12 protein-coding genes are annotated in these 12,504 nt (G+C 41.2%); all 12 read left to right on the forward strand.

Translation table 11 applies throughout. From position 1 onward, the window contains the following. The first annotated feature begins 129 nt into the window (after positions 1–129). The 12 genes from JOC34_RS17535 (at position 130) to JOC34_RS17590 (ending at position 12,423) form a co-directional block, all read left to right on the forward strand. A complete protein-coding gene (locus JOC34_RS17535; RefSeq protein WP_205138084.1) occupies positions 130–1,416 on the forward strand; it encodes a UDP-N-acetylglucosamine 1-carboxyvinyltransferase in 1,287 nt (428 codons plus the stop codon). Between the two features lie 201 nt (positions 1,417–1,617). Next, entirely contained in the window at positions 1,618–2,586 is a 969-nt protein-coding gene (glpX, locus tag JOC34_RS17540) for a class II fructose-bisphosphatase (protein ID WP_205138085.1), read from the forward strand. Positions 2,587–2,924: 338 nt separating this feature from the next. Then, entirely contained in the window at positions 2,925–4,208 is a 1,284-nt protein-coding gene (gene rho, locus JOC34_RS17545; protein WP_205138086.1) for a transcription termination factor Rho, read from the forward strand. Between the two features lie 158 nt (positions 4,209–4,366). Next, a complete protein-coding gene (locus JOC34_RS17550; RefSeq protein ID WP_205138087.1) occupies positions 4,367–4,612 on the forward strand; it encodes a type B 50S ribosomal protein L31 in 246 nt (81 codons plus the stop codon). 327 nt (positions 4,613–4,939) lie between these two features. Then, a complete protein-coding gene (locus tag JOC34_RS17555) occupies positions 4,940–5,560 on the forward strand; it encodes a thymidine kinase (RefSeq protein ID WP_205138088.1) in 621 nt (206 codons plus the stop codon). A 347-nt stretch (positions 5,561–5,907) separates the two neighbouring features. Next, positions 5,908–6,864: a nuclease-related domain-containing protein gene (locus JOC34_RS17560; protein WP_205138089.1), complete on the forward strand. Its 957-nt coding sequence runs from the start codon at positions 5,908–5,910 to the stop codon at positions 6,862–6,864. A gap of 548 nt (positions 6,865–7,412) precedes the next feature. After that, positions 7,413–8,483 (forward strand): peptide chain release factor 1, encoded by a 1,071-nt coding sequence (prfA, locus tag JOC34_RS17565; RefSeq protein WP_205138090.1) that lies wholly within the window; start codon positions 7,413–7,415, stop codon positions 8,481–8,483. A gap of 1 nt (position 8,484) precedes the next feature. Further along, a complete protein-coding gene (gene prmC / locus JOC34_RS17570) occupies positions 8,485–9,339 on the forward strand; it encodes a peptide chain release factor N(5)-glutamine methyltransferase (RefSeq protein ID WP_205138150.1) in 855 nt (284 codons plus the stop codon). Between the two features lie 105 nt (positions 9,340–9,444). Continuing rightward, positions 9,445–10,053 (forward strand): stage II sporulation protein R, encoded by a 609-nt coding sequence (gene spoIIR, locus JOC34_RS17575; RefSeq protein ID WP_205138091.1) that lies wholly within the window; start codon positions 9,445–9,447, stop codon positions 10,051–10,053. A gap of 76 nt (positions 10,054–10,129) precedes the next feature. Next, complete coding sequence (locus JOC34_RS17580) at positions 10,130–10,525, forward strand: GNAT family N-acetyltransferase (RefSeq protein WP_239544548.1); 396 nt, start codon at positions 10,130–10,132, stop codon at positions 10,523–10,525. 219 nt (positions 10,526–10,744) lie between these two features. Continuing rightward, a complete protein-coding gene (locus JOC34_RS17585; RefSeq protein ID WP_205138093.1) occupies positions 10,745–11,773 on the forward strand; it encodes an L-threonylcarbamoyladenylate synthase in 1,029 nt (342 codons plus the stop codon). A gap of 89 nt (positions 11,774–11,862) precedes the next feature. Then, positions 11,863–12,423, forward strand: coding sequence for a manganese efflux pump MntP (locus JOC34_RS17590; RefSeq protein WP_205138094.1), 561 nt, complete (start codon positions 11,863–11,865; stop codon positions 12,421–12,423). Positions 12,424–12,504: the final 81 nt, after the last annotated feature.

The raw sequence follows: 12,504 nt of genomic DNA on the forward strand, positions 1-12,504 counted from the left end.
AAAAGTACAAGCTAATATAAAAGGCTGAGGCTCCGGGATAAACCTGGAGCCAATGCTCATCATTACAACTTGAGAAATGTGTGTTCAAATGAATGATTTGAACAACTCCTATAAAGCGGGGGTATTTAAATGCAAAAGATGTTAATTGAAGGTGGTCATTTACTGAACGGTAGCGTGCGGGTCAGCGGTGCAAAAAATAGTGCGGTTGCACTGATACCAGCCTCCATACTTGCTGATTCAGAAGTAACAATCGAAGGTCTCCCTGAGATTTCCGATGTACACACACTAGGTGATCTATTGGAGGAAATTGGCGGAACCGTTTCCTGGGATGGACAAACTGTAAATATTGACCCTGAAAATATGATAGCGATGCCATTACCCAATGGAAAAGTAAAGAAATTACGTGCATCCTATTATTTCATGGGTGCGATGCTAGGTAAGTTTAACAAAGCAGTTATCGGTCTTCCGGGCGGCTGTTATTTAGGGCCGCGTCCAATCGATCAGCATATCAAAGGATTTGAAGCGCTTGGTGCAGAAGTAACCAATGAGCAAGGCGCGATTTATTTACGTGCCAAAGAGCTAAAGGGTGCCAGAATTTACTTGGACGTTGTCAGTGTTGGCGCAACAATTAATATCATGCTTGCAGCGGTAAAGGCAAAAGGAAAAACAGTGATCGAAAATGCGGCAAAGGAGCCTGAGATCATTGATGTAGCAACATTATTAACCAACATGGGTGCGAAGATTAAAGGGGTTGGTACAGATGTTATCCGGATTGAAGGGGTTCCCTCTTTACATGGATGCAGACACACGATTATCCCCGACCGAATTGAAGCTGGTACCTATGTAATTGCTGCAGCGGCTCAGGGTGAGGAAGTAATTGTTGATAATGTAATATCTCAGCATCTCGAATCATTGCTGGCTAAGCTACGAGAAATGGGTGTGTCGATTGAGGAAAGTGATGAATCACTATTAATTAAACCGAACAACCCGTTGAAAAGTGTAGATATTAAAACCTTAGTCTACCCAGGATTTCCTACAGATCTTCAGCAACCATTTACGTCCTTACTAACCAAAGCGGTTAATACAGGTGTCATCACAGACACGATTTATTCAGCCCGTTTAAAACATATTGATGAATTAAGGCGAATGAATGCTATAATAAAAGTTGAAGGTGGTTCAGCAATTGTATCTGGACCTGTTCAGCTTGAGGGTGCACGGGTGAAAGCCAGTGACTTACGGGCTGGTGCATCATTGATTGTCGCTGGCTTAATGGCAAACGGTGTTACAGAGATAACCGGTCTTGAGCATATTGACAGAGGTTATGAAAACATAGAAGAGAAATTGAATAACCTTGGTGCCAATATTTGGCGGGAGGAAATGACAGAACAAGAAATTGCACAATTTCAAAACTCATAAAGCTGGATATGCCTGTTCAGATAAATAAATTATACAGGATACATCAGTCATATAGCCTAGAAGTCCATGGATGGAGCAGGTAATCGAGACCCTGCTCTCTACCTTAATAAAACTTCCTTTTGGGATGAGGATATTTTATAGAAAAACGCACCAAAGACTAGCTTTAAAGCTAAAAACAGGTGCAAAAAGGGAGAGATATACATGGAAAGAAGTTTAACGATGGAAATAGTCCGTGTTACTGAAGCGGCAGCATTATCATCTGCACGTTGGATGGGAAGAGGAAAGAAAGAGGAAGCGGATGACGCAGCAACAACAGCGATGCGCAATGTGTTTGATACGATTCCAATGCAAGGCACCGTAGTCATTGGTGAAGGCGAAATGGATGAAGCCCCAATGCTGTATATTGGTGAAGAGCTTGGTACTGGTTCAGGTTCAAGTGTTGATGTCGCGGTTGATCCGCTGGAAGGCACAAATATTGTCGCACAAGGAACTTGGAACGCACTCGCAGTTATTGCGATTGCAGACCAAGGGACATTATTACATGCACCCGATATGTACATGCAAAAAATTGCAGTTGGCCCTGAAGCGGTAGGGAAAGTCGATATCAATGCTTCCACACTTGAAAATTTACAAAGTGTAGCAAAAGCCAAGAACAAACATGTAGAAGATGTAGTTGCCATTGTACTGGATCGTCCACGCCATACAAAATTAATTGCTGAAATCCGTGAAGCTGGAGCAAGAATTAAATTAATTCCGGATGGTGATGTGGCAGCGGCCATTAATACGGCTTTTGATGATACCGGTGTAGATGTGCTACTTGGAATCGGTGGTGCACCTGAAGGCGTCCTGGCTGCCGCAGCATTAAAATGCCTTGGTGGTGAAATTCAGGGAAAACTTGTTCCATCCAATGATGAGGAAGCGGCACGCTGTAAAGAAATGGGCATTACTGACATAGAAAAGATCTTTTACATGAATGACTTTTGTAGTGGGGATGACGCTATCTTTGCAGCGAGTGGTGTAACAGATGGTGAATTACTAAAAGGCGTCCAGTTTAAAGGTTCTAAAGCAACAACACAAACGGTCGTGATGCGGGCAAAAAGCGGCACAGTTCGTTTCATTGATGGAGAACATAGCTTAATTAAAAAACCAAATCTTGTAATGGAATCTTAAATATGCAGGGGGGAAGTCATGTAAACTGGCTACCTTCCTTTTTCTATCAATTATGTAATAAAAAATAGAGTTGAAAAATAGGTCGGGAAAGCGTAATATGATATATGTTTAATAAAACTATTAACTGGTTACGATAGTTTATAATTGCATGAATGCACATGCGAATTACTTTTATAACAATACGTGTCACAAAACGAACTTCTATTCTAGCTTCTCTCAAGCCTTCATTTCTTTACAACTGCTCTCCAAAAGAAGTGAAACACTCAACGAAATAATAAGTATGACACAGTCGATTTGACTGTTTAAATAGATTTAAAATAAATAGGCGTGGTGATTTTATGGCTGCATTAACAATCTCTCAATTAGAGAAGATTAATTTAAAAGAAATTTATGAGTTGGCACGGGAATACAAAGTGTCTTATTATGCAAAATTATCAAAAAGGGAACTTATATTTGCAATATTAAAAGCGCAAGCGGAAAAAGATGGATTTTTATTTATGGATGGTGTTTTGGAAATTATACCTTCTGAAGGTTTTGGTTTTCTAAGACCCATTAACTACTCAGCGAGCGCAGAGGATATTTATATTTCTGCCTCACAAATTCGTAGATTTGATCTACGTAACGGTGACAAAGTATCTGGAAAAGTCCGTCCACCAAAGGAAAACGAACGTTATTATGGACTGTTGCACGTTGATGCTGTTAACAGTGAAGATCCTGATTCTTCTAAGGATCGCGTTCATTTTCCGGGATTAACTGCTTTATATCCGGATCGTTTTATGCGATTGGAGAATGAAGAAAACAATAAATTATCTACCCGAATTATTGATTTAATGACACCTGTAGGATTTGGGCAACGTGGTCTAATTGTTGCACCACCAAAAGCGGGTAAAACGGTACTAATCAAAGAAATTGCGAATAGTATTTCAAAAAACCATCCAGAAGCTAAGTTGATTATCTTATTAGTCGACGAGCGACCGGAAGAAGTGACGGATATCGAACGATCTGTACATAGTGATGTTGATGTCGTCAGTTCCACATTTGACGAAATACCAGAGAATCATATCAAGGTAACAGAGCTTGTATTGGAAAGAGCCATGCGCTTGGTCGAACATAAGCGTGATGTGATTGTACTGATGGATAGTATTACACGTTTAGCGCGTGCATATAACTTAGTGATTCCGCCAAGCGGTCGAACACTATCAGGTGGTATTGACCCTGCAGCCTTCCATCGTCCAAAGCGATTCTTTGGTGCAGCGAGAAACATTGAAGAAGGCGGTAGTTTTACGATTTTGGCAACTGCTCTGGTTGATACTGGTTCACGGATGGACGACGTTATTTACGAAGAATTTAAAGGAACAGGAAACATGGAATTACATCTTGACCGTAATCTGGCAGAACGTCGTATTTTCCCTGCCATCGATATTTTACGTTCCGGAACTCGGAAGGAAGAATTACTTGTGGATAAAGCACATCTTGATAAAATATGGGCAATCCGCAAAACGATGCAGGATTCACCAAACTTCCTTGAACGCTTCTTAAAACGGTTAAAGGCTTCTAAAAATAATGAAGAATTCTTCCAATTGATGGATGAGGAAATGAAACGTAAAGGTATAAAGCGATAAAGATAGCTGATAAAGGAATATTTTTAACGCAGCTGTTGCATTCAAAACGGGAGACTGTTATAATTTCCTTATGTGAGTTTTAATAAGGTTAATACCTATGACGGCTCTTACGATAACTCTGTTTCCAAAGGACTCAGGGCAAAAAGGAGTGGAAAGACATGAAAAAGGATATTCATCCAGCGTATAGAAAAGTAGTTTTTCTTGATACGAGCTCAGATTTTAAATTCTTGAGTGGTTCAACACAAAACGCAGAAGAAACAATTGAATGGGAAGATGGTAACACATACCCATTAATCCGAGTGGAAATCAGCTCAGATTCACACCCTTTCTATACAGGAAAACAAAAAGCTGACAAAGTTGGCGGACGTGTAGATCGCTTCAAGAAAAAATATAATATGAAGTAAAAGGCTGAGGCAATTGTTCAGAAGCGGACGCAGTAAGGGACCGAAGAGCGGATGATTTTGTCGTTCAAAGTGTCAATTGCTTATGACGGCAGCTTCTAGGAGCCTAAGCTAGATTGAAATAATTGGCGCAGCGGACTTGTTAAGCGACGGATGGCTTAAGTAAGCTACCATCGGCGCAAGGTACAGCGCTTTTCGTAACAAACAGACAGGCAAAGTAGAAATATTTTGCCTGTTTTTTTACGGTTAAAAGTGATAAAGATGAGTTAATATAATCGGAATTAGTGGTAAACTAATCTATACATAGTGGCATGAAAGGGGCACCTATCAATGTATGTAATGAAGCACAGTGGATGGTTAGAAGTCATTTGCGGTAGCATGTTTTCAGGGAAATCAGAGGAATTAATCCGCCGGGTGCGTCGAGCAACCTATGGTAATTTATCTGTACGGGTCTTCAAACCGGCAATCGACAATAGATATGATAATAAATCTGTCGTATCCCATGATGGTTCTTCAACCATCGCAAGGCCTGTAACATGCTCCGATGATATATTAGAGCATATCGATGGTCACCTGGACTTAATCGGCATTGACGAAGTGCAGTTTTTCGATGAGAAAATTGTGGACGTCGTTGATGAATTGGCCAATCAAGGAATACGCGTGATCGTAGCGGGTCTCGATAACGATTTCCGCGGTGAACCATTCGGCCCCATGCCAAAGTTGATGGCACTAGGTGAGTCAGTAACTAAATTAAACGCTATATGTCCCATTTGCGGATCACCAGCCAGCCGTACGCAGCGCTTAATCGATGGCAAACCGGCATCCTATAACGACCCAACCATTCTGGTCGGCGCATCCGAATCTTATGAACCAAGATGTCGCCACCATCACGAAGTACCAGGAAAACCAGCAAACGATGTGGTTAAAAATTTAGTTAAACTATCCCAATAAAAATTAGCGCAGGCATTTGCCTGCGCTAATTTTTATTTGCAGATGTTAAACCTTGCCTGATTGGTTACTGCTTAATGCCGCGAACGATGAACTTTATCCCGCGTGCGGCTGAACCTTAGGACATGATCGCAGGGCTTAATGTGGTAATCGCCGAACTTTTAGACGTGAGCGCCGGACGTGATGCGCTAATCGCCGAACGACCATGTCATGAATCCTAATTCGAAAGTAATAATATACAAAGAAGGATTTTCTATCCGTTCTGTAGAATGAGTTCAAGAGTGAAAAATAAAATATGAAGGTAGTGATAGAGGATCATGATTGTTAAGAAGCGTGGGAAGACTCTAGAAATGATGCGACTTGATGCGCTTTTGCGAAGATTACCTGAGTCTCATTATAAGAAAGGAACTGTACAGAATGATTATAAAAAGAAAATTAGTGAGTTGAGAGGGGAAAGGGAAGTAGATTATCCATTGGGGTTTTTAGATGATAAGGATTATTTGATTTTACACAATGTGCGTTTAGCAGATGTAAATGGCTATTTTCAAATAGATACATTAATTTTAACGGAAAAATATATACTGATTTTAGAAGTTAAAAATTGGTATGGCACTATCCTATTTGGAGAAAACGGACAAGTAACGCGAGTTGGGGATGATCAGAAAGAAGAGGGGTTTGCCAATCCAATTCCCCAGGTTAAGACACAATTGCATCGTCTGCAAAAATGGATTCGTTCAAGGGGAATGCCAGCAATTCCAATTAAATTCTTCGTAGTAATTAGTTATCCTTCTACCATAATCAAATCAACATCTCCAAATAATATAATCCCAAATGAAGTTATCCACAACAGCCAATTATTTTTTCAAATAGAAGAATTAAGCAGCAAACTTCCTCCTTCGGGGCTGAGAATGAATCAACTTATAAACCTTTCCGAACAAATAACAAGATGCCATGTGCCTCCAACAGAAAATATTCTGGGAAAATATAATTTATCAATGGATGATCTGATAAAGGGGGTTGTATGTCCAAGTTGTATGGGGATACCGATGATAAGGGCAAAAAGAAAATGGTTTTGCAATAAATGTAATCATTCATCAGTAAATGCACACTTGATTGCATTGAATGATTACAAATTATTAATTGGGGACATCATAACAAATCGGGATAGTAGAAGTTTCCTGCTTATAGAATCGTCGCATGTTGCAAAACGGCTATTAAAAGGAGCGAACTTTAAAGCGATTGGTAGTACAAGTAAGCGCAGGTATGAATTAACACTGAATTTGAATAATCAAAGCACCTCACTATAAGCATTGACCTCTCCACTGCGAGCACTGAACGCCACCCGCTGCGAACGCCGAACCACACGCCGTGAGCGCTGAACGAATCACGATAACCGCTGAACCTTCTGGCATGAGCGCCGAACGATTAGCGTATCGCTGAACGTCCGACCGTGAACGCTGAACAAATCGCAGTAATCGCCGAACCATTCGCCACGAGCGCTGAACGAATCGCGACAACCGCTGAACCTTCTGGCATGAGCGCCGAACGAATAGTGTATCGCTGAACCACACGCCGTGAGCGCTGAACAAATCACGATAACCGCTGAACCTTATGTCGTGAGCGCCGAACGATTAGTGTATCGCCGAACGTCCGACCGCGAACGCTGAACAAATCGCAGTAATCGCCGAACCACACGCCACGAGCGCTGAACGAATCGCAATAACCGCTGAACCTCCAACCACGAACGCCGAACCAAGGACAGTAATCCTAAACCCCCATCCACCACATCAAAAATAACTTTGACCTTCACCACAAATGTATATTATAATGTTACTTAGTAGAAAGAGGTGCCGTGATGATAGATCGATTACAATCATTGGAGAATCGTTATAATAAATTAAATGAAATGCTTAGCGACCCCGAAATTATTAATGATACAAATAAACTACGTGAATACTCAAAAGAACAATCTGGCCTGGAAGATGTTGTGCAGGCTTATCGTGAATATAAAGATGTTTCATCCCAGCTGAAAGATGCGAAGGAAATGCTGGCGGATAATTTAGATGATGAAATGTATGCAATGGTGAAGGCTGAAATTGAGGAACTAACAGGAAGTCAAACAGATTTGGAAGAGAAGATGAAAGTGCTTCTTCTGCCAAAAGATCCTAACGATGATAAAAACGTATTTGTGGAAATTCGTGCTGCAGCGGGTGGCGATGAAGCGGCTTTGTTTGCCGGCGATCTTTATCGGATGTATTCGAAATACGCGGAGAACCAGGGATGGAAAACGGAAGTGATGGAAGCCCATACGACAGGTGTTGGCGGATATAAAGAAATCATTTTCATGATTAACGGAAAAGGCGCGTATTCGAAATTGAAGTATGAAAATGGCGCACACCGTGTTCAGCGTGTTCCTGAAACAGAATCCGGCGGCAGAATTCATACATCCACTGCAACGGTAGCTGTTTTGCCAGAAGCGGAAGATGTGGAAGTCGATATTAATGAAAAAGATATTCATATGGATACGTATCGGTCAAGCGGAGCTGGCGGTCAGCATGTAAATACAACCGACTCTGCAGTAAGATTAACGCATGAACCAACAGGTGTGGTAGTTTCTATACAGGATGAAAAATCTCAAATTAAGAACAGAGAAAAGGCTATGAAGGTATTACGTGCTCGAATTTATGACAAGTATCAACAAGAATCACAATCTGAGATTGACGAAAACAGAAAGTCTGCAGTCGGCACTGGAGATCGTTCCGAACGAATCAGAACATATAATTTCCCTCAAAGCAGAGTAACTGATCATCGAATTGGTTTGACATTACAAAAGCTCGATCAGGTATTAGAAGGAAAATTAGATGAATTCATTGACGCATTGGTAATTGGGGAACAAGCGGAGAAAATGGAGCATATAGGTGAATAATATGGAACAAACCAAGCAATATGAAGTCCTGCAATGGGCTTCTCTTTTTTTAGAAAACCATCAGCGAGAACCAAAGGTAGCGGAAATATTACTGCAGCATTATTTAAACATCTCACGTTCAAAATTTTATACCATGATGCGGGATCCGATTGCTGAGGATGTCATCAAGCTATTTAAAAGTGCAATCAAGCAACATGCCACGTCAGGCATTCCTGTCCAGCATCTAATAGGGTATGAAATGTTTTACGGACGCGAATTCGCGGTGAATAAGCACGTGCTGATCCCTAGGCCGGAAACGGAAGAACTTGTGCAGCATGTGATACAAACCGCTGGCCAGCATCAACGCCCGCTTACGATTGTTGATGTTGGTACGGGAAGCGGAATTATTGCGATTACGCTCGCCTTGGAGCTTGTACATGCAACCGTTTATGCGACGGACATTTCTACGACTGCACTGGAAGTAGCACAAAAGAATGCGGAACAGCTACAAGCTAATGTGACTTTCCTAGAGGGTGACTTTTTACAGCCGCTTCAGAAGGAAAATATTCAAGCAGATATCGTCGTTTCGAATCCACCTTACATTGCCCGGGCAGAGGAAGCACTTTTAGCGGATACAGTGAAAAACTTCGATCCTGAGCTTGCTTTGTTTGCTGAAGATAATGGACTAGCTGCCTATAGACTGATTATCGAGCAAAGCAAAAAAGTCGCGAAACGGCACGCGGTGTTAGCATTTGAAATTGGCGATGCCCAAAGTGAAGCTGTCCGTTCATTGATCAAAGAAACCTACCCAACCAGTAACGTACACACAATCAAAGATATAAACAAAAAAGACCGCATTATCTACGCACAACTGTAAAGAAAGGCGGTCGATCAACGAATTAATATTTTACGAGAATACTAGTTTAAATTCATCACCCCCTGTCCATACTAAGAATAGATCAAGGGAGAGGGGAACTAAACGATGAGGAAACTAGTATTTTTTGCTTTCATACTTATAATTTTATTTTTCGCCGTACCGGTAAAAGGTGTTGGACAACAAGCTGAGTCAGCGGATGATTATCAGGTTATTCCGGATGAAGCGATTCGTCTGCGGATTCTTGCAAATAGTGATACAGAAGCAGATCAGGATCTTAAGCGGACCGTTCGTGATCGTGTAAACGAGCAGATCACTGTTTGGGTGAAGGATATCGATACGATTGAGAAAGCTAGAGAGCTGATAGAGAGTAAAATCCCTGACATCGAGGCGATTGTTGCACAAGTATTAAAAGAAGAAAATGCAGATATCGATTATGAAGTCGAATATGGTAGCGATATTAGTTTTCCGGCGAAACTTTACGGCCCCTATCTATATCCAGCGGGGGAATATGAGGCAGTACTCATTACACTTGGTGAAGGGCAGGGTGCAAATTGGTGGTGCGTACTATTTCCACCACTATGCTTTTTAGACTTTTCAAATGGAACAAGTGTGGCAGCGGCTGAAGCTGAAGCGGATGAGGAAGATGTTCAGGAGGAAGAAACGGAGCAGGTAGAAGTAAAGTTCTTCCTATTTGAGTGGTTTGGTTGGTCATAATCTCTGAATAGGTGCATAGAATGGTAGTAAAGCAAAAGTTATCTATCAAAAAATAGTAGAGGTGAATCCCATGCATATGATCAGAGCTCATGACGTTTCATACGACCGATTAAAAGTATTCCTGGAAAAAAATCAAACCGTAGATAAAGTAAATTTGCTGAAAAATGGTTATGTCGTGGAAATACAGGATGAAATCGAAGGCTGCTTTATATTGGAAATGATGCGTGAAGGTGAATATTGGTTGAAACAGCTTTTCATTACAAAAGAACATGCGGCAATGTTGCCTGTGCTATTGGAAGCAATTCTCACACTGGCAAAACAGCAACGAGCGATCGTTGTCTATGTGCACAGTTATCAACCGGTTGTGGATATATTATTGGAAGCGCTACAATTCCATCCACAAAAAGAAAAGGATTTCGTGGATAAACATGAAATAAACAAGGGAAATTGGTGGTCTTACAGTGTTTCTTAAGAACATATACACAATATCCACAAGAGGTTGTGAATAACTTGTGTGAATGCTGTGCATAACTATTGTGATATGTGCATAACTTTAATAAAAATAATAAAAAAAGCGAATGTATAACAATTAATCTGTGGATAAAAGCCTGCAGATTTTTTGTTTTTATCCACATTTTGCGTAAATAGCTGTTATCCTCTAAAATATAAAATAGGAAAAGAGGTAACAGCAATGAGACAAACCAAACGTTGGTATTTAAAAAATGATACAACCTATAATCAAGAAGCATTAATAGAGGCTGCAAATCTGCTGACAAGTGGGGAAACGGTAGCCTTCCCGACTGAAACAGTTTATGGATTAGGGGCAGATGCCACCAATGAAACAGCCATCATGAAAATTTTCCAGGCAAAGGGACGCCCGCAAGATAATCCGTTAATTGCACATGTAGCAACAAAAGAACAATTACTAAAGCTTGTGGATGGATTACCTGCCTATGCAGAAAAGCTTGTGGATCAATTTTCACCAGGCCCCTTAACTTTTGTATTGCCGGAAAATGGGACGTGCGCAGCGAATGTAACTGCTGGGTTATCCACAATTGCGGTAAGAATCCCGGATCATCCGGTCGCACAACAATTATTAAAACAATGCAATATCCCAATTGCCGCCCCAAGCGCGAATATTTCCGGAAAACCGAGTCCAACAACGGCAGGCCATGTTTGGACAGATTTACAAGGAAAAATTTCCGGTCTGATCGATGGTGGTCCAACTGGTGTAGGGGTGGAATCCACGGTGATTGATTGTACACAAGATATTCCCACTATCCTTAGACCGGGTGGCATTACGAGAGAACAGCTAGAGGCGGTGGTTGGCAGGGTCGGAGTTGACCCCGCACTAACGAATAAAACAGATCGTCCGAAAGCGCCGGGAATGAAATATAAACATTATTCTCCAGAGATGCCAATGTGGCTTGTCGCTGGTTCAGCGAGAAAAATCCAGGAAGTTGTGGACAAAGAGCGAAGTAAAGGACAGCGAATTGGTGTACTAGCAAGCCTCGAAACAGCGGAAAAAATAAATGCGGACGAGGTGATGTCATTGGGTAAGGAAATGGACGAGATAACGGCTAATTTATACACTGGCTTGCGTACTTATAAATCGAATGACATAGATATGATTATATGTGAAGCTTTTCCCGAAACAGGGATTGGCGAAGCTGTGATGAACCGTTTAAAAAAAGCTGCCAGTATTTATATTCGTGACTAGTAAACACATGTATTATCTTAATGTACCACCTATCATAATCCCCCTTGGGCATGCATATATTTTAAAAGCATGTCCAAGGGGGAAGACGTATGTCATTACAAGCGCATTATTTAGGGGAAATAATCACATTATTATTTATGGCTGTTGCATTGGGAATGGATGCATTTTCTGTAGGTCTCGGTCTTGGCATGCAACAGCTAAGACTGAAAAAGATTGCATTCATTGGATCCATTATCGGTGTGTTTCATATTATTATGCCGTTTATTGGCATTGTTTTAGGACATGCGATCTCAGGTAAGATTGGCCATGTAACCACATTCGCCGGCGGTCTACTGCTGGTTGGGATTGGTGCACATATTTTTTTCAATGCGTTTCATCAGGATCGGAAAATAAATGTTTCCCTTGTTGGACCCGGCATTTATATTTTAGCATTTACCGTTAGTATCGATAGTTTTTCCGTCGGACTCAGCCTTGGCTTGTCGGGAGTGAAAACAGTACTCGCCTTACTTTTATTTGGTATGGCCAGCGCAGTACTTGCATGGGTGGGAATGCTGTTAGGCAGAAAAGTGCATGGCGTGCTTGGTGCATATAGTGAAGTCCTTGGTGGCAGTATTTTATTTGGCTTTGGATTACTTTTGTTATTTAGCTGATTTCCGATGGCTTATATTCGAACACCTCCCTTCTATTGCGAATTCCTATCCCCAGGATAATTCTATTCAAAAGATAACGAT

Origin of the sequence: Virgibacillus halotolerans, assembly GCF_016908515.1 — a bacterium.
Lineage (GTDB): Bacteria > Bacillota > Bacilli > Bacillales > Amphibacillaceae > Virgibacillus_M > Virgibacillus_M halotolerans.

Excerpts from the sequence above, each read along its gene's own strand:
- JOC34_RS17535 (WP_205138084.1), top strand. The coding sequence starts at position 130 with ATGCAAAAGATGTTAATTGAAGGTGGTCATTTACTGAACGGTAGCGTG.
- glpX (WP_205138085.1), top strand. The coding sequence starts at position 1,618 with ATGGAAAGAAGTTTAACGATGGAAATAGTCCGTGTTACTGAAGCGGCA.
- rho (WP_205138086.1), top strand. The coding sequence starts at position 2,925 with ATGGCTGCATTAACAATCTCTCAATTAGAGAAGATTAATTTAAAAGAA.
- JOC34_RS17550 (WP_205138087.1), top strand. The coding sequence starts at position 4,367 with ATGAAAAAGGATATTCATCCAGCGTATAGAAAAGTAGTTTTTCTTGAT.
- JOC34_RS17555 (WP_205138088.1), top strand. The coding sequence starts at position 4,940 with ATGTATGTAATGAAGCACAGTGGATGGTTAGAAGTCATTTGCGGTAGC.
- JOC34_RS17560 (WP_205138089.1), top strand. The coding sequence starts at position 5,908 with ATGATGCGACTTGATGCGCTTTTGCGAAGATTACCTGAGTCTCATTAT.
- prfA (WP_205138090.1), top strand. The coding sequence starts at position 7,413 with ATGATAGATCGATTACAATCATTGGAGAATCGTTATAATAAATTAAAT.
- prmC (WP_205138150.1), top strand. The coding sequence starts at position 8,485 with ATGGAACAAACCAAGCAATATGAAGTCCTGCAATGGGCTTCTCTTTTT.
- spoIIR (WP_205138091.1), top strand. The coding sequence starts at position 9,445 with ATGAGGAAACTAGTATTTTTTGCTTTCATACTTATAATTTTATTTTTC.
- JOC34_RS17580 (WP_239544548.1), top strand. The coding sequence starts at position 10,130 with ATGATCAGAGCTCATGACGTTTCATACGACCGATTAAAAGTATTCCTG.
- JOC34_RS17585 (WP_205138093.1), top strand. The coding sequence starts at position 10,745 with ATGAGACAAACCAAACGTTGGTATTTAAAAAATGATACAACCTATAAT.
- JOC34_RS17590 (WP_205138094.1), top strand. The coding sequence starts at position 11,863 with ATGTCATTACAAGCGCATTATTTAGGGGAAATAATCACATTATTATTT.